This window comes from Prevotella sp. C561 (assembly GCF_000224595.1).
Classification (GTDB): domain Bacteria; phylum Bacteroidota; class Bacteroidia; order Bacteroidales; family Bacteroidaceae; genus Prevotella; species Prevotella jejuni.
The window spans coordinates 42,089-63,350 of record NZ_JH114151.1 but is presented as its reverse complement, the minus strand read 5'-3'; the positions used below and the strand labels follow the sequence as shown (position 1 = coordinate 63,350).

The following is a 21,262-nucleotide window of genomic DNA, read 5'->3' as shown; positions in this document are numbered from 1 at the left end:
CTTAAATTTTAACTATGTTAGTCAACAAGGAAGAAGACATCGTACAATGTGCTGCTGAGTTAGCTCGTGAGTTACACAAAGGACAGGTGGACAAGGCTGGGATTGATTATTTCACTGGCCATCTTACAGCTGTTGCCCAAATGGGCAGTACATGGCAAGAGCAGGTTGTGGGTTATCTGCACGATGCAAGTGAAGATACTCCCTATTCCGTTGAGGAAGTGCTAAACTTGTTAGATGATAAATTAGGAACTCCCTTGTCTGATACCGATAGGCTTGAACTTGCCGATGCTTTACATTTGCTCAATCATCATCTTGCACCTAACAGAGAAACATATATTCATCGCATAAAAGAGAATGCCCTTGCAACTGCCGTAAAGATACACGACCTTACTCACAATATGGACCTTTCTCGAATTCCTAACCCTGTGAAGAAGGATTATGAACGTGTTGAACGATATAAGCAAGAGTTTGCTTACCTAAGTAAGAGCAAAAAAAGATATGAAAACAAGCAACATGACTGAATATATAACACCAAATCAAATTCTCAACAACTTGATAAACTTGTTTCAATTAATCTTTAAGGTAACTGGCCCTTGCAATCTTAAATGTAAATACGTATCAGTATCAATAGCATATATTATGATGATTTTAATAAAAACAAATAACACAATATAATGCTAAGTAGCAATACACTTGATGACGGATTCAATACTTAAAGATAAGTTGGAACTCAGAGAGAAATACATGGATAAGAAATCTAATTAAGAATAAAAGATTACACATGAGAAGTATCATTATTTTCTTTATTTGTTTTTCATTAACGTTGCATGCACAAGAAAAACAAGGGCATGTAATGCGCCCTAACAGTAGAGGTATAGGAAAATGTTCAGTGATTGGGCAAGCCCCAATTAAAGTTATATATGCTCTAAATGCTAATGATATTAGCGATGAACATACTTATTTAGATTCTCAAGTGCTTCTAATAGGAAAAGGTTTGAGTAAGCTCTATAGTCGTTTCTTAGAACTAAACGATTCCTTACATGATGATTTTATTAAGCAAAATCCAAATGCGAATAGTATGCCGAGAATATGCTTTTCTGGTGGAAGGAACAGTCAGTATTGGAGCGAGTATCAATTTACTGACATTTACTCTGCTAATGGTATATACACTTGCTATGCTACGATGCCATGGGCCATGGAGCGTTATAATGCTTTCTATACTGAGCCGATGTACCAACAACATTGGACGCTTTCTGATGAGCAGCTATCAATACTGGGGTATGATTGTCAAAAAGCAACTTGCCAATGGAGAGGTAGAACTTTTGAAGCTTGGTTTACTACCAAAATTCCTACACGCCTCGGACCATGGATATTCGGTGGATTACCTGGACTAATATTAAAGATATATGATAAAGATCATCTCTACACATGGGAAGCTGTTGAAATAAAATCTGGCAATTTCCCAATTGTTAAAAGTGAATATAAAGGATTTGTTAAGGATACACGTGAACATATTTATAAATTACAAGTAGCCGCAAATCGAGATCACCTTAAAACAGCTGGAGCCCGCGACTATCAAACAGGACAACTAAAATCAAAGCCACACCCTTACGAACCATTAGAGAAAGAATAGATGAAAACTACAACCATATTCAGTCTACTGATTATCTTTTGCTTGAAGATACAAGCTCAAACTGTCATTGAAGGCAGTGTGTTAGACGCACAGGGCAAGTCTGGAGATGCCATTGTTACTGTAACGTCAAAAGGGAATAGTAGCGTACTGGCATTTGCAGAGACAGACAGTAAGGGTGACTATCGTTTGGAGGTAAATTCACAATCCGATAGCTTAACAATTACCGCAGCAGGTATGTCTATAGGGCAGCAAGTTAAAATTGTTGCTAACCGTTCACAACGATTAAACTTTCGAGTCAACGAAAAAGTACTACAACTTAAGGAAGTTGAAGTTCATGCTAAGAAGATACGACAAAACGGTGATACTCTTAACTATTCTGTTGGTGCATATCAACAGCAAGGCGATCGCACTATAGGCGATGTTTTAAAGCGTATGCCTGGTATAGAAGTATCAGATAATGGTAGTATAAAATTCAATGGGAAAAGTATCTCAAAGTTTTATGTTGAAGACATGGATTTGTTGCAAGGTCGCTATGGTCTTGCAACAGGAAATATCAATGCACAAGATGTTGGTTCGGTTCAAGTGCTTGAGAATCATCAACCAGTGAAAGCCCTACAGGGACGAACACCAAGCGATGATGTTGCTATAAATCTGAAATTAAAAAATGCTGCTAAAGGTACTGTGGCGGTAAATACAATGCTCGGTGGTGGAGGGCAACAGTCTGGTGGATGGGGCTTTGGAATGCGTTCCCTATCTGATGGACAAAATCCTATTGGCAGAAATCCATTATGGACGGCAGAGGTTGTAGGTATGTACTTTGCAAAACGCAGGCAGAATATAACACTCTATAAAGGAAACAATACAGGTGATGATGTTTCCCAAGAATTAACTTCACATTATTCTGGTATCAATGATGTGGGGCTTGTTGCTTTCGCTCCACTGGGAGTTGTTACGCCATCTGGCAGTGGATTACCACAGAAACGAACTTTTGACAATCAGTCACACATTATATCAATGAACCACTTGGAGAAAATAGGCAAACAATCTGAAATAACTTTGAATATGTCATATCTCCATGCATCTATACGTCAAGAAGGTGTCTCAGAAGCTGACCTATTTTATAGTTCTAATCAACGACTATTAAGCAGCGAGTCGCTTATACTTGTGACACACATGAATAATCTTAGTACAAACTTAAGATACAATCGCAATGGTAAAAATGGTTTTATAGCCAATGTACTGAAGTTAGATGGAGAATGGAATAATGATAACGTACAAAGCCAACTCACCTCTAATCTAACAGGAGCTATCCCCATCAACTATGGAAACAATCGAGTTTATCAACATTTCCATCGTCCTTCGCTAACAGTAAGTAATACTATGAATCTAATCCAGAATTATGGTAAACGTACACTTGATTTGCATTTCTCAGTTGGCTATGCTCAGCGCCCCAACACATTGATCGTTAATGTGGATTCTCTTTTACCACAAACATCAGTCCATTATAATCAAGAATTGAAGTCACGCAACATAGCTGGTGACTTCCACACTAACTTTACCTTTCACTTAGGATTGTTCTCTATAGACTATGGGGTTTTAGCTAATGCCAATTTGCATGGCATAAAGACAGACTTAAGTGGTTTTACTAATTTGACGGCAAATGGTAGTCAAAATCACACATCACAGTCGGTATTGAATGATTTATGGTACAACACTTATGAATTATCGCTAAATCAACAATACAAATTCGAGCAGGCAGGTTGGCGTCTCTCCCTTACCTGCCCTCTAAACTTATACACACAAACTCTTGATGACCGCATCACTAAAAACAAGAATAAATATACCCGCTTGCTTGTAACACCATCGTTTACTGCAAACTATGAGTGGCGTGATTGGAGTGGTAACATTAATGCAACATACTATAAGAATGTCGGAGATCCTGGAAGTATCTATAGTGGCTATATAATGAACAACTACCGAACATTTCAACGGTCGTATGTTGAACATTTGTCAGAAACAAGTTGCTTCACAACGAGTGCATCAGTTGGGTATCGCAGTGCTCTTACAGCAACCTTTTTCCGTATAAATGGTAACTATGGGCACACTCGTGACAATCAAATTTATGGTTATGAATATCGAGGTGCAACCAGTGTTGTACATGCCATTGATAAAAAAACATATACAGATAATTATGCTTTCGGCTTTGATGGCAGCAAAGGTTTTGATTGGTTACAATCAACCATTCGTGCTTTTGGAGGTTATAGCTATAGTAAAAGTGAGCGCTTCATTGCTCAGAATCTTTATCCTTTCCATTCTCGAACAATCAGTATTGGAGGCGGTGGCACTATCACTCCTCTTACATGGCTTAATATTGTCATTACCAGCGGATATGCATGGAATGTGTCATCTATAGATGCTCGTAATGATAATTCTTCACAGACTGTTCGAACAGCAACTCAGCGTATTAAGTTCAATATCTTTGTTACTAAGCAATTTACGTTTAGTACTACAATAGAAGGTAATTACAATAATTTGACCGAAAAGAACAGGCACACATGGTTTGGAGATATGTTGTTTAAATACAAATTGAAGCATGTTGAATTAGACTTGCAAGCTAATAATCTTTTCAATCAGCGTCAGTACACAAGGGTTAACTATAGTGGTCTTGATATATATTCATCTACTTCACAATTGAGACCTCTTAACATAGTAGGAACTATACGATTTAAAATATTATAGAAAAGACATAAGACAATGCACTTGCAAAACGTATGAGGGAGGAGAATAATGTTAGAGCTAGTCACTTTAATTGTATTATTCCGTTTACCCGTTAGAGTTCAACCTTTGGAAAGCGGGAAGCTATTTCTATTACATTTCGACAACAAAGAATTCAAAGTAGTACTAAGTGATTTCTTTTCAGCACTTGATGCTAAATAAATAAGCTACAACTCTATGTAGACAACAACAGATCGAGGGGATAAAAACAAGTTAGGTTCTAAAGATTGCTATCGAACATGGCCAAACGGCTTTCGTACGACATAAAGTCTTTAGAACCTAACATAAACGAAAATCGGACATTAGACTATCTTGGACCAACTAATCCGTATTGTCTCTTGACAGCTTTTATACCATAAAATTTGTTCGGTATCTAATGCTCGATTAGGCTAAATATTTAGAACTTGTAAGCTACACCTACACCAAGTACCAACTGGTTGTAATTGCTGATAATCTGATACTTCATCTCAGCATTTAGGATGATGTTATCAGTAACAGCATACTCTACACCACCACCAAGGTTTATGGCAATACGACCATCTGTGCCCTTAACCTCGACCTTATCAATTGAACCATTCTGTTCGTTTTTAACAAGTACATCATTACGATATGACCAGTTTGTATAGCCAACACCTGCAAGAGGATAAACATTGAACTTATCAGCTACATTAATAAGATAGTGAGCATTTGCATTGATATCCCACATTGTCAAGCCCTTGTTCTTAAAGAAATAGTCAAAAGAAGCCTCACCTCTAAGATGATCAGTGACGTAGTACTGACCTTTAACGCCAAATCCGATGTTATTAGTCTGTGACCCGAATACAAACTGTGCACCAAGTGCTTTATCACCGGCCTGTGCTGAAGCCGAAAGACTCATAACGGCTGCACATACTAATAGTAAAAGTTTTTTCATTTCTATTTGTTTTATATAAAAAATAAGTCTGGGAATATTGACAATCACTGGCTTGTAAGGCTTTTCCTACCATTCAAACAGAGAATGCCATTGCCCTTGTTTATGTCTTAAATTGAATAAGAACTGATTTAAAGCACTTGCTTAAACCGTCTTTTAGCTTTTAATTATATTCGTAAAACACTTGCAACTATCTACTATACACTGAATAAAAGCTATACTGATAGATGCCTATCTAATCACATTGTGCAAATATATACAAAATATTATTAGCATCAAAGGAAAACAGTACAAAAGTTATAAGAAAAGCAAAGAAAACTGGATTACACCATAATATTATGGGGATAAATACACAAAATTCGCCTTTTAATCCTTATTCCTCAGGTCATCATCAACTACTAACGACCCTCTCGTCCTGTCTACCAATCATCATCATCGTCTAAATCAGGCTCTGCCCATTCCACGCGTGCACCATTAGCCAGCGTCTGCTCCTTCTTGCCAGTACGTGCATTACGAGTGCTGGTTGGTACAAAGCGACACTTCACATTCTTTATATGCTTCTTGATATCAAAGTCGTCAGGATTATCCACAGGTTCACTCTCTACTGTCAGATGAAACCTACCTAACCCTTCAAGTGCTACGGTCTCACCCTGACGAAGACGATAAGAAATCTCGTCTACCAACGCAATGACAAGTCCACGCACGTCGCCACGTGAGAATGACGTATTTTCCTGAATAGCATCAGCAAGGTCGTCTGTCGTAGCGATACCCGTACTGACAGTTCGTGCATACCATTTTCCAGCACCATTCTTATCCTTAAACTTACTCTGTTCCAGTCTTACTTCTACTGACATAATCTTCTGCCTATTCGTTTCCTATAATATAAATACGGTGCAAATATAAGCAAAATAAACAATTCATGCAAAACAAAATAAACTATTTTACGAATCCACGTCACACTCTCTTTCAATCAAGCACACCAATTCATACGACCATAGAAGCGACTAAACAACAACTTGCATGTATCAAACATCATCAATTATAAAGCCTTTTACCAACATGACACACTGCCATCCACTAAATTATCTTCACGATCAGAAATATTTTTGTTCATGAAAAGAAATATTTCCGTTCATGAAGAAAAATATTATTTTTCATGAAAATAATTCGTTAAAGAGAATTATTTAGGTAAGGAAAGGCTTTCCACAACCTACTAAATTGAGATTTTCAACTAAATTATTTGCCATTTGTTTGCGAGAATAAAAAACTTTCCTTACCTTTGCACTCGCCTTACAAAAAGTAAGGGGCGTTTAGCTCAGCTGGTTTAGAGCATCTGCCTTACAAGCAGAGGGTCGGCGGTTCGAATCCGTCAACGCCCACAAGGGGTGTTTCCCTGTGACTTCTTGGGGTTGCAGGGGATTTTTTAAGGGCGTTTAGCTCAGCTGGTTTAGAGCATCTGCCTTACAAGCAGAGGGTCGGCGGTTCGAATCCGTCAACGCCCACCGATGAGACTTTGAAATGATGACTTTGCAACTTTGTTGTGAAGTCTTTTTTGTTTTATTCAGCTTTAATCTGCTTCCTTTTTGATATTATTATTATTATTATTTGCGCTATTAATGATTTTATTCTTAAATTTGCAGCATATTAATAAATGAAATTATGACCCTTGACGCATTAACAGCCGTATCGCCTATTGACGGTCGCTACAGAAGTAAAACGGAATGTCTTGCTGACTATTTCTCAGAGTACGCACTTATCCGTTATCGTGTACGCGTAGAAATTGAGTATTTCATCACTCTTTGCGAATTACCATTACCACAACTGGAAAGTTTCAACAGTGCTCTCTTTGAGCAATTGCGTGATATCTATCGCAATTTCGATGAGACTTCTGCAGCACGTGTAAAGGAGATTGAGAAGACAACCAACCATGACGTAAAGGCCGTAGAATACTTTATTAAAGAGGAGTTTGACAAGATTGGTGGACTTGACGACTACAAGGAGTTCATTCATTTTGGACTAACCTCACAGGACATCAACAACACCAGCGTCCCACTCTCTATAAAGGAAGCTCTCGAAGAGGTCTACTATCCTCAGGTTGAGGAGCTAATAGCGCAATTACAGGAATATGCTGATGAGTGGAAGGACATACCGATGTTGGCAAAGACACACGGTCAGCCAGCCTCCCCTACTCGCTTAGGTAAGGAAATAGAGGTTTATGTCTACCGACTCAGCGAGCAGCTCGCAAGCCTGCGCAACTGTAAGATGACAGCTAAGTTCGGCGGTGCTACGGGTAATTTCAATGCCCATCACGTAGCTTATCCACAACATGACTGGCGTGCTTTCGGCAACCGTTTTGTCAGTGAGAAATTAGGATTAGAGCGCGAGCAGTGGACGACACAGATTAGCAACTACGACCACTTAGGTAGCATTTTTGATGCTATTCGCCGAATCAACACCATCATGATCGACCTCGATCGCGATTTCTGGATGTATATCTCAATGGAGTATTTCAAGCAGAAGATTAAGGCTGGGGAAGTAGGTTCAAGTGCAATGCCACATAAGGTGAACCCTATCGACTTCGAGAATAGTGAGGGTAACCTCGGTGTAGCCAATGCTATCCTACAGTTCTTGGCACAGAAGTTGCCAGTAAGTAGACTGCAGCGTGACCTTACAGATTCAACTGTTCTGCGTAATGTTGGCGTTCCTATTGGACATAGTATCATCGCCATACAGAGCACACTGAAGGGTCTTCGCAAGCTCATCCTCAACGAAGAGAAGCTAAAAGCTGACCTTGAGGACACATGGGCAGTTGTGGCAGAGGCTATTCAGACTATCTTGCGCCGTGAAGCTTATCCACATCCATACGAGGCATTAAAGGCACTCACACGCACAAACAAGAAGATGACAGAGGAAACAATACATGATTTCATTCAGACACTCAATGTCAGCGACAGTGTGAAAGCCGAACTAATGGCTATCAATCCACACAACTATACGGGCATTTAATCCGTCTTATAGGGTATAATAAAGTATAAAGAAGATATTAAACTGAGTCTCTCCGTCTAACGGAGTTTGATTTTTAATAATTAATAAATAAATGGATTGGCCGTGAGGCCAGTAGTATCAAATCTTAAGTTAAACAATTATGACAGAAGAATTCGAGAACAAAGAAGTTCAGTCTGAGCAGAATGAGAACAGCCGCGAGGGCTATTCAGCTGCCGAACAAGGCGGCTATCAAAGAGAGTACCGTGGCACAGGACGTACACAACGTCCACGTATTCACAGCCAACGCGCTTACAGTAGCGATAAGGCTAATAGCAGTAACGACGAAGGCGGGTTCCGTCCTGAGGGCTTCGGCTCTGGTCTGCAGAGTGCAAGTCGCCCACAACAGGGTAGCTATCGTCCACGTCAGAACAGCTATAATGGCGGATATAACAACAATCGTGGGGGTTATCAGAGCCGTCCACAGCAGGGTGGTTATCGTCCACGTTACAATAGTAACGGTGAAGAAGGCGGCTACCAGCCACGCCAAGGTGGATATAATAATCGTGGTGGATACCAGAGTCGTCCACAGCAGGGTGGCTATCGTCCACGTTACAACAGTGAAGAAAATGGCTATCAGTCACAGGCTTATCGCCCACGTTACAACGCCAATAGTGGTGCTGAGGGTGAGGAGAAGACAAGCTATCAGGCAAGTCAAGGCGGTTACCAGCCACGTCAGGGTGGATACCAGCCTCGCCAGCAGGGAAGCTATCAGAGTCGTGGCGGATACAACAATAACCGTGGCGGATATAACAACAATCGTGGCGGATACAACAACAACCGTGGTGGATACAACAACAATCGTGGCGGATACAACAACCGTGGCGGATACAATCAGGGCGGATACCGTCAGCACAGTGCTGATTATGACCCAAATGCAAAGTATTCACTTAAGAAGCGCATTGAATACAAGGAGGAGAACTTCGATCCAAATGAGCCAATCCGCTTGAACAAGTATCTTGCTAACGCTGGTGTATGCTCACGTCGTGAGGCTGATGAGTTCATCCTCTCTGGTGCAGTAACCGTAAATGGTGAGGTCGTAAAGGAACTCGGTAGTAAGGTTCTCCGCTCTGATGTGGTACTCTTCCAAGAGAAACCAGTATCATTGGAGAAGAAGGTCTATGTCCTTCTGAACAAACCTAAGGACTATGTAACTACAAGTGACGACCCTCAACAACGTAAGACTGTGATGGACCTCGTGAAGGGTGCGTGCCCAGAACGTATCTATCCTGTTGGTCGACTCGACCGTAACACAACTGGTGTACTGCTTCTTACCAACGATGGCGACCTTGCTTCAAAGCTTACTCACCCTAAGTTCTTGAAGAAGAAGGTATATCACGTATTCCTCGACAAGCCTGTTACGGCTAATGACCTACAGAAGATCTCTGACGGTATCGAGTTGGAAGATGGCGAGATCAAGGCTGACGCTATCGAATATGCCGACCCACAGGATCAGACACAGGTTGGTATTGAAATCCACAGCGGCAAGAATCGTATCGTACGTCGTATCTTTGAAAGCCTTGGCTACCGTGTCGTAAAACTCGACCGTGTACAGTTTGCGGGCTTGACTAAGAAGAATGTACGTCGTGGCGATTGGCGCTTCCTCACTGAGAAGGAGGTTGACATGCTGCGCATGGGTGCGTTTGAATAAAATAGAAACCTCCCCAAACCTCTCAAAAGAAGTGGATGTGCGAGACCTAACAATGCCACGATTTAGGCATTAGACACATGGGTTAACAACATTCCTCTCCTTTTGAGAGACTTGGGGAGTACCTAATTACAATATAACAAATGAAAAGAACAAAAATCGTCGATGCACTTGCTTGCACCGATTTTGGTAAAGATATCAACGTAAAGGGATGGGTTCGTTCTCATAGAAGCAGCAAGGCTGTTGACTTCATCGCCCTGAATGATGGTTCTACAATTAAGAACATTCAGGTTGTTGTCGACCCTTCTACTATCGACGAAGACCAACTGAAGAGCATTACAACAGGTGCTTGTATCAGCGTTATCGGTAAGCTCGTAGAGAGCCAAGGCGCTGGTCAGACGTCTGAGATACAATGTAAAGAGATTGAGATCTACGGTCTTTGCCCAAGCGACTACCCTATGCAGAAGAAGGGTCAGAGCTTCGAGTATATGCGTAAATATGGTCACATGCGCCTTCGCACAAACACCTTTGGCGCTGTCTTCCGTATCCGCCATAACATGGCAATGGCCATCCACAAGTATTTCCACGACCATGGTTTCTACTATTTCCACACTCCGCTGATTACTGGTAGTGATGCTGAGGGTGCAGGAAACATGTTCCAAGTAACCACACTCGACCTTGACCGCGTTGCAAAAGGTGGTGAGGTTGATTACAGTGCTGACTTCTTCGGCAAACGTACTAACCTTACTGTGTCTGGACAGTTGGAGGGTGAGTTAGGTGCGACAGCACTCGGTGCTATCTATACCTTTGGTCCTACCTTCCGCGCAGAGAACTCCAACACTCCACGCCACCTGGCAGAGTTCTGGATGGTAGAGCCTGAAGTAGCCTTCATCGACAAGGATGAGCTCATGGACCTTGAGGAAGACTTCATCAAATATTGCGTTCGTTGGGCATTGGAGAACTGCAAGGACGACCTTGAATTTCTCAATAAGATGATTGACAAGGGGCTGATTGCTCGCTTGGAAGGCATCTTGAAGGAAGATTTCGTACGTCTTACTTATACAGAGGGTATCGAGATTCTACAGAAGGCAGTCGCTGACGGCGTGAAGTTTGAGTTCCCTATCACTGGTTGGGGAATGGACCTCAGTAGCGAGCATGAGCGTTATCTCGTAGAAGAATACTTCAAACGCCCTGTCATCATGACTGACTATCCAAGCGAGATCAAGTCGTTCTATATGAAGAAGAACCCTGACGGCAAGACAATGCAGGGTACTGACGTCCTCTTCCCACATATTGGCGAGATTATTGGTGGCTCTGTTCGTGAAGAAGATTACGACAAGTTGCTTACAGAGATAGACAATCGTGGCATGAAGCGTGAGGTTTACGACTGGTATCTTGATACTCGTAAGTACGGTACCTGTCCACATGGTGGCTTCGGTCTTGGCTTCGAGCGCCTCATCCTCTTCGTTACTGGTATGCAGAACATCCGTGACGTAATCCCATTTGCACGTACTCCAAAGAACGCTGAATTCTAAGGATTAGACAATAGAAGACGACTATCTACAAGAGATGGTCGTCTTTTTATTTACCTAAAAGAACACTCCTGACGAAACTTAAAATATAACTTATATAAACAGAAAAACAATCATGAAACTAAAACGCATCGTATCAAACCTTCTCTTACTGTGCCTTATCTCCTTAGTCGGCTGCTCTACTGAGTCCTTTCAAGACGAAGACATATCACTGCAAAACTTGCATGAAGGCGACTTGATGTTTGTTGTGAAGGAAACAAGCAACCCTATTACAGATGCCACACAGGGCATTAACGGACTAAAGATCGACCACGTAGCCATCTTCCATCATACGGATAGTGCCGATTATGCACTGGAGGCTTATGGCAAAGCGGTGTCGCTCACCCCTCTTACCAAGTTCCTTGATCGTGCAAAAGGGAAAGAAGGAAAACCACTCATAGCAGTTGGTAGAGTAATTGTCGACTGTGATATGGCTACTTCCATGAGCCGAGCACTAAGCTATCTCGGCCGTCCATACGACCATTTCTATATGCCTGATGACAAAGAAATCTATTGTAGTGAACTGGTTCAGAAGTCATTTGTCGACCACCATGGGCTACCTGTGTTCCCAACAATCCCTATGTCTTTCCACGATAAAGACGGGAAAATATTAGACGCATGGGTCCACTTCTATGCTTTCTATCATCGTGAAATACCCGAAGGAGAACCTGGTACCAACCCCGGACAGCTGTCACGTGATAAAGCCATAAAGGTTACATACGACTTTGAGGCTCCAACTGCACAATAACCTATCTATTTCTTTATGGTGGTGGGTGGTGAATATTAGGAGTTAATGGTTAGAGTAAAGCCACTAACACGTACTTACTACCCACAAAATCATAGCATCCTTTATGGTGGTGGGTGGTGAATGTTAGGTGTTAATGGCTTGAGTAAGACTCCTAACACCTACTTATTTCTCACAAAATCAAAGCATCCTTTATGGTGGTGGGTGGTGAATATTAGGTGTTAATGGTTTGAGTAAAGCCTCTAACACCTGCTTATCGTCCATTATTTCGTAGTTTCTTTTATGATGGTGGGTGGTGAATGTTAGGTGTTAATGGTTTGAAGAAAACTACTAATACGTACTTACTGTCCACAAAATCATAGCAAACTGTGTCCCGTTAGGCGCTCCCCTCCCTTTCGGGGAGGGGCTGGGGGAGGGGTCTTATTTTGCACCCTTCTTATCCCACACATGCTCTTCAAGCTCGAAGAAGAGGCCTTTTAGCATTCAAGAACATGCCCTTCTTGCATGCAGAAGACGCCCTTCTTGAGGCAAGAAGGGCGTCTTCTCCAACGCAGTTTGTAACTTATTGATTTCATGAAGGTTATAAGGCTGATTTTTTAAGATATTATACTCCTATTTTGAGGGTATTTAGTTCATTGAGATGTAACGTTTTTTTCATAATCCTATTATTCCTTCTGAGGCATGAGAAGTTTACCAAGTTAGTGTGATAAAGAGGCAACGCCTCCCCCACCCTATCCCCTACAAGTAAGCTCGCACGTTTCATATCACCCCTTTTATCAGCATCCAAAGAGGAGCAAGCTCAATCATCCATTTCTCGCTACAATGGATAGCAAGGGAGAAGGTCACCTCTCTTTATAAGTTCCACCCACCTATTTTCCATGAGAGAAAGGGAGTGGCCAACAACTTATATTACAAGGAGAAAGCCTACGTGGAGTGCCGCCAATTATCACAGAGACACCTAAGGCTTACGAAGAAATAGGACTTGAAGCGACAAGAGAGGTCTGAAACATCATGCGAAGCATTGGACGAACCATAGTTGTTAAGCTTATAATTCCAACTTACTAAATAGTACTTTTATAAAAGAGAATAATACTTAACCTATCCAATGACCTATTTCTTGTCAACAAATTTACTCTTTAGAAAGAATACATGACCTATAGTCACGCCTAAGTGAATAAGGCATACGCTTCCCATAACCCAATCTTATTAAGACAGTAGGATATTCCGTAGGGATTTGCAATTGCTTTGCCATTTCTTTTGCAATACCACTCTCTTCATTAGGCTGATTGAGATAAGCATTTGCGATACCTACCTGTGTTGTGCACAATAGCATCCGCTCCAAGGTTCTACCTAAAGCAACCCACTGTTCAACAGTATTATCTTTTGTTGTGAAAAGAACGAGATGCGATGCAGAAGCTATCTTTTTTTGGTCTCCTTTATTCTGTGTTTTCTCATTGATAAGTTTTGACATGATAAACTTAGCCATAAAAAGAGGAATATTCGGAGCACCGAAAGTAGCATAACTCAGTCCATCTCGTGTATTGTCCTGTTGTTTCTTATTATAACGCATCCAGTCAGTAAGTTCCGTCTTAAAAGCCTCATCGTTCATTTGCAAGCGATTTCCAGCATAAACCCAACCAGCTATTGTGTCATAATCAACAGTTCCATTTCTATAAAAATGAATAGATACAGACGGTTCCATAGGAACCATTTTGAGTAGATTAATGCTCCTTTCTGGTATTACCTCACCATTATAGACACGCTTATTCGTCTGTCTTACAGCAATTTGAGGGAACAATAGAGAATCAGGCAGCTTTTCCTTCCCCTCTGTAAGTAGGACTCGAATAAAGGAGTTCTCTATGACTTTGACCTCAGTATGATAGCCTTTCTCGTGAGCAGCAATACAAAGATTTTCTGTCGCACAGCCTAAGCTAACGAATAACTCCCGATGACTTGGGTCGACAACAGGTAATTCTTTTGAAAAATCAGGATAGATATCAATCTCAGACGCACCTATCTTAAACAACCAAGGCTGTGTGTTATGCCCAGAAGGAGCCTTACAAGCGCTCTCTATCATAAACAGATAATCTGAATTTTGTGCTACTATATTATTCATAACTCCCATACAAACAAATTATAAAACAATTAATTTTTCCCTTCTTGAATACTTTTTATCCATAAGTCGACTATCATGTCTACTCCTTGTGCAATCTGTTCCCAACCCTTATCAGTCTGTAAAGCAATACCGTTATACGTAGGGCATTGATCTTCTATCAATGTCAAGTAACTGATAGAAGCCGAGAGAATACTTGCTAAAGACGCCACCTCCGAATTAGAACACCCAGTCAGTCTACTGACCACTTTGATTAGATTGCATCCATTCTCTTCCCGTTTATCTCTAAGCCGGTCAATGCTTGCGTTATGACAGGATAACTCCCAGCGACATAACCGCCTTAAAGTAACATCGTTTCGTAGTTGCTCAATCTGATTGCGAAACATGCTCTTTATACTATCACCAACCGAATGAGGATTGAGGATAAGCGTGTCAGTGTTAGCCCAATAATCCTTCTGCATTATAAACCGTGCAACTAACTCTTCAAGTCCACCAAAGTATCTATAAATAAGCATCTTAGAAACATTCGCTTTTAACGCAATAGTATTGATACCAAGCTTCTCGAAACCGTCGCTCTCAACAATGCTTGCGACAGCCTCAAGTATCTTACTTTCTGTTTGTTCTCTACTTTTCATTCTATTATATGCCTATGTTACCAATCGGTAACTGCAAAGTTAAGTTACTTATCGGTAACACGCTAATATTAAGCTAAGTTATTTCTCCTATTTTATATAGTTTAACCTGCAAGCAAAGGAAATAACAGTTTTAAATAAAATCAGACTAACCGAGATGAGTAGAGACACAAGCCTATTAGCATATAACAAGAATACAATTTCTTAAAGGTTGGACTTTAAGAAAAAAGAAAAAGATGATTGAAAGATTAGCAAGGCTTGGTTTATCTATATTCTTTTATTATCTTTGCAAGAGACATATAAATGTTATTAACCAATCGAAGTATTATTACTAATTCTAATAGATACAATTATGACAATTACAAAAGCTATTTATCAAGGTAAAGGACGAGTTGAAGCAACGCATGTTAGGTCGGCTGTGACAATAAACACTGATGCGGGTAAGGCTGTAGGAGGCTTAGGAGAAAATCAGAATCCCGTCGAGCTATTAGGTAATGCACTGGCAGCATGTGGCTTGACAATGATGGGCTTGCAGGCAGAACGTGGCGGTGTAGATTTTTCTGGTTGCTATGCTGAGGTCGGCGAGATAGAGGAAGACATGCAAACCTTTACTGTTACTCGTATTCCTATCACGTTCCATCTAAAGGCTTCATTTGATGAGAAGCAGCGTAAGAAGTTTGAGCATATCGCTCTTAAGACCTGTTTTGTTGGCAATACGCTAACCGCAAAGAAAGATTTCACCTTCATTTATGAGTAATCTCATAGTATGATTTGGCATTAAAGACAACAAACAATAAAAAAGGACATTTGGGATAGCAACATCACCAAATGTCCTTTTATTTTCTTACATAGTCTTAGGATTATGTCTTTCCAATGATGACAGAAATGACTTATATGTCCTTAATAATAAAATATAAATACATTACTTATCCGCTGCAGCCTTCTCAGCCTTAAGACGTTTATGTTCTTCCAGCATCTTTGCTGCACGTTCACGAGCGATGCGAGCAGGCTCACTTGTAGCCTCATCCTCAGGACGGATGCGCATAGTGTGGGCAAGACTGACAAGATCTTTCACAGCCTCTCCACCTGCAATAAGTCCCGCTGCAGCTGGTACCCACGCATTAGAACTGGGGATAGTATGGCGGTCAGTGCACTTACGCATATCCTTGTCAGGGCAAATACAATGGAAACGGCAAGAGATTTCAGGCTGTTCTATACTCTCAAGTGGCTCCTCAGGACTATAAACAACCTTTAGATGCTTAATCTTTGTCTTACGAAGTTTCTTACGAATGACCTTCGCTAATGGATCGTTGATGGTCTTGAAGATGTCAGTCACACGAAATTGTGTGGCATCAAGTTTATAAGCTGCACCCATGCAAGAGAGCAATGGGATGTTAAGTTCATGACAACGATAGATAAGGTCGAGCTTAGCTGTAACGGTGTCAATACAATCTATAACATAATCATAATGAGAGAAATCAAACTGATCAGCATTATCAGGCAGATAGAAAGTTTGATACTTCCGTACAATACAACGTGGATTGATTGAACGAATACGCTCCTCAGCCACATCTACCTTGTGTTTTCCCACCGTTCGAGTGGTAGCAAGGAGTTGTCGATTGACATTCGTCAGACAGACACGGTCGTCATCAATAACATCAATAGCCCCCACGCCGCTACGTGCCAAGACCTCAACAGCATATCCACCAACACCTCCAACACCAAAGACAGCCACACGACAACCATTAAGCGTATCGATGGCAGGCTTACCAAGAAGGAGTTGTGTTCTTGAAAATTGATTCTGCATTGTTTTATTATTATCCTTTATTTAGATTACAGAGATAGTGCAAATGAAAACAAAAGAAAGCTTGCTTTCATTTTGTCGAGTGCTGCCTATCTTATTCAAAGATAGTGCAAACGAGGACAAAAGAGAACTCGTTCTCACTTTGTCGATTGCAGCCTATCTTATTCAAAGATAGTGCAAACGAGAACAAAAGAGAGCTTGCTTTCATTTTGTCGAGTGCAGCCTATCATGTGCAAAAGTACGAAAAAAATAAGAAAAAAGGGATTTATTCTATTTTACTAAACGTATTGACAACGGTTCGACAGTGATAAGATGACGTTTATAGAGGTCGCCAACAGCGCGTTTATACACCTTCTTCGATACTTGGAAACGTCGTTTGATATCCTCTGCTTCGCTCTTATCGCCAAGATCACATACTCCGTCGTTATCCTTCAAATATTGAAGCAGGGTCTCAGCAAAGTCTTCTGCATGCTGTTGTCCTGTGGGTTGAAGAGTACAATCAATCTTACCATCACGGCGAACAGTAGAGATATAGCCCTTCAAACGGTCGCCAGTGTGGACATACTGGAACACTTGGTCTTCGTAGATAAGCCCCGGATACTGATTATCGACAATGACCTTAAAACCAAGGTCGGTTTTCTGCCATACCAAAAGGTCAACCTCCTGTCCGTGTTTATAGCCACGTGGTTGCTCGTTAAGGTAATGTTCCACCTTTGCAGAGGCCACAAGACGATAGCTTTCTTCGTCAAGATGAATATAAACAATATAGCTATTGCCAATAACCATACGCTTCTTCTGCTCACGGAAAGGACAGAAGAGGTCTTTCATCACACCCCAAGAGAGGAAAGCACCATACTCATTCACCCACGAACACTCCAAGTAAGCGAAGTCGCCTACCTGCGCTAAAGGTTCTTCGGTCGTGGCAATCGGGCGTTCGTCTTGATCAAGATAGACAAAGACCTCCACTTCATCACCTATTTCAGTTCCTTCAGGGACATACCTCTGAGGCATGAGAATCTCTCCAGCAGGTCCACCATCAAGGTAAAGACCAAATGGATCACCATTGCCTTCACGTAAGGCAACCTTTAATACAGTGAGCGTGTTGTATGCTCCAAGCTTTATTTTAGACATAATAACCCTTTATAGTTGAAGACAAGATAATCTATTATAAGACAAAGTAACAGATGAACAATATTCTCTAAGTAACTAACTTATCATTCTAAGAATCTACTCATTCTCTATTTCGACAGTAGCACTCCCCTCCTTTCGGAGGGGTTGGGGGAGGTTCTGTATCAAGCCATCTTTGAGATGTATCGTTCTGTCTGTTATATGTGCGAGCCCTTCATCGTGTGTAACGATAACGAAAGTCTGACCGAACTTATCACGGAGATCGAAGAAGAGCTGGTGTAGTTCCTGCTTGTTCTTACTGTCCAAACTACCTGAAGGCTCATCAGCAAGGATGACAGCAGGATTGTTTACCAACGCACGAGCTACTGCTACACGCTGCTTCTCACCACCAGAAAGCTCATTGGGTTTATGGTTGGCACGGTCGCTCAAGCCCATAAACTCCAATAGTTCTTCGGCACGCTGACGTGTTTCCTTGGTCTTTCGCCCTGCGATATAAGCAGGTATCATAATATTCTCAAGGGCCGTAAACTCAGGAAGGAGCTGATGGAATTGGAACACAAAACCTAAGTGTTGGTTACGAAAGTCACTCAGCTTACCAGCTGATAAGCTTCCTACATCGATGCCATCCACCACGACAGCCCCACTATCTGGCTTATCCAATGTGCCAAGTATCTGTAACAACGTGGTTTTACCAGCTCCTGATGGTCCGACAATACTAACAACCTCCCCCTTCTCTATATGTAAGTCTATGCCTTTCAATACCTGAAGCGACCCGAAACTTTTAGTTATGTTCTTAATGTCTATCATATTCTATTCTTTTATTAGGGCTATTAGGCTTATTAGCCATATTGGCCTAATTGGCCTTATTAGCCTAATAACCTCTTATACCTTATTATTAATCCACTCTCTAACAGCCTCGTAAGCACTGCGTTCCTCCGTATGCTGTGGTTGAGCAAAGGTCATATCATCCATCTCACTACCATACTGGTCAGGGAAGATAATCATGATAGTCTTGCCCTTAACGCACTTATTCAATTCTTCTGGCAGCCTTTCCATGGCTGTCTTATAGGATATTGTACCCTTACGAGCCGTCACAATAACAAAAAGATGGTCGTCCCGAAGTTTCGTACCAAGCGTGGTTAAATCTTTCCAATGCTCCATCTCCTCATATTCAGCCCTCACACTTGAGAAACGATTACGGATAAACTCGTTAACAAGTTGCAATGTATCTCTACGCCCATGGAACGTGATACGACACTCTAAGTTGCCTGCCATACGTGCTAAACGTTCTAACCAACGATAGAAACCAGGTTCGAACTCAGCACGGGAAGGAATTGCCACTTGTATTCTGCGAATTGTATTTAGTGGTTGTAAGATACGTGTAACGATAATCTGACGGCTTAATCCGTTATAAAGACTTCGTGTAAACTCGCCCCAGAAACTACGACTTATCTCTTTGTGGAAGTGTAAGCCCATCAATATTTCTGATGCTTGGAACTCTTTGAAAGCATGTTTTATACCATTGGCAATATTAGCTGCGACACGAACCTGCGTTACCATAGGTACATCTGAAGCACTTGCTAAGTCACATAGATGGTCTAATAAACGCTGTCCCTCGGCTTGATTATGACGCATATTCACATCATCATATACCACATTCAATGCCACCAACTCTCTCTTTCGACGTGGATTGCGCATCAGTGTTGCCATAGTTACAAGATTATCAGAATACTCTGGATATTTCACAGGTATCAGAATCTTCTCATCATCGAGGTTCTTCATCATATCCTGACCCTCCTTCTCTTGTAGACGAAGCCGTTGTGCTGCTCGCTCTGTGATGATAGATGAGATGACACAAGTAAAGAGAATCATTATTACAATACCATTCAAGACCTCATCACCAAAGAGGTATTTACCTGGAGAAATCTCCAGTCTACGTCCTACCATCACCATTGCTATGGCACCAGCAGCATGTGCACTGGTCAGACCGAACATCATGTGACCTGACAACCAAGACATTCGAAAGAGGCGAGCAGCCAAATAAGCAGCCAAAGCCTTTCCCAACGTACCGAAGAGTACGATACAGAATACGACCCACAATATCCGACTTCCGACGAAGAGCAGGCGTATATTTATCAGCATACCCACACCGATAAGAAAATAAGGAATGAAGAGTGCATTACCAGTAAACTCTATACGATTCATCAATGGAGATACTCTCGGTACGAAACGGTTCAATATCAAGCCTGACAGAAAGGCTCCAAAGATACCCTCCAAACCAACAGCATCCGATAAGGCAGCAGAAAGGAATACGATTGCAAGAATGAAGATGAACTGCATCACAGCATCCGAATATCGACGAAGGAACCAACGGGTCACACGAGGTATGACCATGATAAGCCCCACGCAATAAGCTACGAACCTTAGAATAAATAACAGCCAAAAAACAATTCCACCATTTCCATGAAACGAATTGACAATAGATGCCATCACTATCAACGCCATGAAAAGCGCAATCATAGACGAACCCACACTCAACGTAGAACTCGTATGCCGTGTCAATCCATATCGTCCTACTATCGGATAGGCTATCAATGTGTTAGACGCCATGATAGCCGAGAGCAGAAGAGAGGCTAAAGGGAGATATCCCAAGAGACTGATACCCATGAAATAGGTCATCGCAAAGGGAATAATGAAAGTCAACATACCAAAGACTATCACACTATTCCGATTTTTCTTCAGTCCTCCCATATCCATCTCAAGACCTGCAAGGAACATGATATAATACAATCCTACTCGTCCAAACAGCTCAAAAGAAGCATCACGCTCCAGTATATTCAATCCATACTTGCCTACAAGAACACCAGCCAACACCATACCGATGATATGTGGAATCCGCAGTCGTCCCATGATGATAGGTGAAAGCAATATCATCAGCAAGACAACAAAGAATATCAATGTTGGGTCAGTTATCGGGAAATATTGGGATAAATTCAGCATGCGTATCTATAAATTACTGTCTGCAAAGTTACGAAAAAACTTTTGGCATACCTAACATTAACTGTGTATAAAGGTATATATCTTTTCTGTTTCATGCGAGCAACGCTTCAAGACTCTACATAATAGCCTAAGAACAATGCATGAGGAATAAACAAAGATATTTTATAAAATATATCACATTATATTAAAAAGATAGATAGATTGTAGCACACATTGCAAGAAAAATAGTAAATTTGCAACTACGAATAGGTTTGAAATAAA

Annotated in this window: 16 protein-coding genes and 2 tRNA genes; 10 read left to right on the top strand and 8 right to left on the bottom strand. The window is 41.3% G+C overall.

Annotated features, from left to right (window positions below):
- Positions 1–14: 14 nt before the first annotated feature.
- From HMPREF0666_RS12310 to HMPREF0666_RS12300, 3 genes are all read left to right on the top strand, one after another.
- Positions 15–521: a phosphohydrolase gene (locus tag HMPREF0666_RS12310; RefSeq protein ID WP_009012694.1), complete on the top strand. Its 507-nt coding sequence runs from the start codon at positions 15–17 to the stop codon at positions 519–521.
- Between the two features lie 260 nt (positions 522–781).
- Positions 782–1,633: a GLPGLI family protein gene (locus HMPREF0666_RS12305; protein ID WP_009012692.1), complete on the top strand. Its 852-nt coding sequence runs from the start codon at positions 782–784 to the stop codon at positions 1,631–1,633.
- Positions 1,634–4,372 (top strand): TonB-dependent receptor, encoded by a 2,739-nt coding sequence (locus HMPREF0666_RS12300; protein ID WP_009012691.1) that lies wholly within the window; start codon positions 1,634–1,636, stop codon positions 4,370–4,372. It begins immediately after the preceding gene.
- Positions 4,373–4,805: 433 nt separating this feature from the next.
- Here the strand turns inward: HMPREF0666_RS12300 and HMPREF0666_RS12295 are convergent, their stop codons facing one another.
- Both HMPREF0666_RS12295 and HMPREF0666_RS12290 read right to left on the bottom strand, forming a co-directional pair.
- The gene (locus tag HMPREF0666_RS12295; protein WP_009012690.1) at positions 4,806–5,321 is read right to left on the bottom strand and encodes an outer membrane protein; all 516 of its coding nucleotides are present in this window, start codon (positions 5,319–5,321) and stop codon (positions 4,806–4,808) included.
- A 416-nt stretch (positions 5,322–5,737) separates the two neighbouring features.
- On the bottom strand, positions 5,738–6,172 hold the full coding sequence (locus tag HMPREF0666_RS12290; RefSeq protein ID WP_009012689.1) for an HU family DNA-binding protein: 435 nt from the start codon (positions 6,170–6,172) through the stop codon (positions 5,738–5,740).
- A 450-nt stretch (positions 6,173–6,622) separates the two neighbouring features.
- On the opposite strand from HMPREF0666_RS12290, the gene HMPREF0666_RS12285 reads away from it, so the two are divergent.
- The 6 genes from HMPREF0666_RS12285 to HMPREF0666_RS12260 all read left to right on the top strand — a co-directional run bounded on the left by HMPREF0666_RS12285 (position 6,623) and on the right by HMPREF0666_RS12260 (position 12,327).
- A tRNA-Val gene (locus HMPREF0666_RS12285) sits at positions 6,623–6,697 on the top strand.
- A 48-nt stretch (positions 6,698–6,745) separates the two neighbouring features.
- Positions 6,746–6,820 (top strand) — tRNA-Val (locus tag HMPREF0666_RS12280).
- Between the two features lie 157 nt (positions 6,821–6,977).
- Positions 6,978–8,324 carry an adenylosuccinate lyase gene (gene purB / locus HMPREF0666_RS12275; RefSeq protein ID WP_009012688.1) on the top strand — a complete coding sequence of 449 codons (1,347 nt, stop codon included), beginning with the start codon at positions 6,978–6,980 and terminating at the stop codon, positions 8,322–8,324.
- Between the two features lie 139 nt (positions 8,325–8,463).
- A complete protein-coding gene (locus HMPREF0666_RS12270) occupies positions 8,464–10,011 on the top strand; it encodes a pseudouridine synthase (protein WP_009012687.1) in 1,548 nt (515 codons plus the stop codon).
- A 140-nt stretch (positions 10,012–10,151) separates the two neighbouring features.
- The gene (gene asnS / locus HMPREF0666_RS12265) at positions 10,152–11,543 is read left to right on the top strand and encodes an asparagine--tRNA ligase (RefSeq protein ID WP_009012686.1); all 1,392 of its coding nucleotides are present in this window, start codon (positions 10,152–10,154) and stop codon (positions 11,541–11,543) included.
- A 112-nt stretch (positions 11,544–11,655) separates the two neighbouring features.
- Positions 11,656–12,327, top strand: a complete 672-nt coding sequence (locus HMPREF0666_RS12260) for a YiiX/YebB-like N1pC/P60 family cysteine hydrolase (protein WP_009012685.1) — start codon at positions 11,656–11,658, stop codon at positions 12,325–12,327.
- A 1,126-nt stretch (positions 12,328–13,453) separates the two neighbouring features.
- On the opposite strand, the gene HMPREF0666_RS12255 is transcribed toward HMPREF0666_RS12260, so the two are convergent.
- Together HMPREF0666_RS12255 and HMPREF0666_RS12250 are read right to left on the bottom strand one after the other, a co-directional pair.
- Positions 13,454–14,449, bottom strand: coding sequence for a nitroreductase (locus HMPREF0666_RS12255; RefSeq protein WP_009012684.1), 996 nt, complete (start codon positions 14,447–14,449; stop codon positions 13,454–13,456).
- Between the two features lie 20 nt (positions 14,450–14,469).
- On the bottom strand, positions 14,470–15,072 hold the full coding sequence (locus HMPREF0666_RS12250; RefSeq protein WP_009012683.1) for a TetR/AcrR family transcriptional regulator: 603 nt from the start codon (positions 15,070–15,072) through the stop codon (positions 14,470–14,472).
- 349 nt (positions 15,073–15,421) lie between these two features.
- Here HMPREF0666_RS12250 and HMPREF0666_RS12245 point away from each other — a divergent pair, with 349 nt between their 5' ends.
- Positions 15,422–15,826: an OsmC family protein gene (locus HMPREF0666_RS12245; protein WP_009012682.1), complete on the top strand. Its 405-nt coding sequence runs from the start codon at positions 15,422–15,424 to the stop codon at positions 15,824–15,826.
- Between the two features lie 165 nt (positions 15,827–15,991).
- Here HMPREF0666_RS12245 and HMPREF0666_RS12240 read toward each other — a convergent pair whose 3' ends face one another.
- The 4 genes from HMPREF0666_RS12240 to HMPREF0666_RS12225 form a co-directional block, all read right to left on the bottom strand.
- A complete protein-coding gene (locus HMPREF0666_RS12240) occupies positions 15,992–16,876 on the bottom strand; it encodes a ThiF family adenylyltransferase (RefSeq protein ID WP_009012681.1) in 885 nt (294 codons plus the stop codon).
- Positions 16,877–17,143: 267 nt separating this feature from the next.
- Positions 17,144–18,004, bottom strand: coding sequence for a S1 RNA-binding domain-containing protein (locus HMPREF0666_RS12235; RefSeq protein WP_009012680.1), 861 nt, complete (start codon positions 18,002–18,004; stop codon positions 17,144–17,146).
- A gap of 96 nt (positions 18,005–18,100) precedes the next feature.
- The gene (locus HMPREF0666_RS12230; RefSeq protein WP_009012679.1) at positions 18,101–18,808 is read right to left on the bottom strand and encodes an ABC transporter ATP-binding protein; all 708 of its coding nucleotides are present in this window, start codon (positions 18,806–18,808) and stop codon (positions 18,101–18,103) included.
- A gap of 75 nt (positions 18,809–18,883) precedes the next feature.
- Positions 18,884–21,001 carry a cation:proton antiporter gene (locus tag HMPREF0666_RS12225; protein ID WP_009012678.1) on the bottom strand — a complete coding sequence of 706 codons (2,118 nt, stop codon included), beginning with the start codon at positions 20,999–21,001 and terminating at the stop codon, positions 18,884–18,886.
- Between the last annotated feature and the right edge of the window lie 261 nt (positions 21,002–21,262).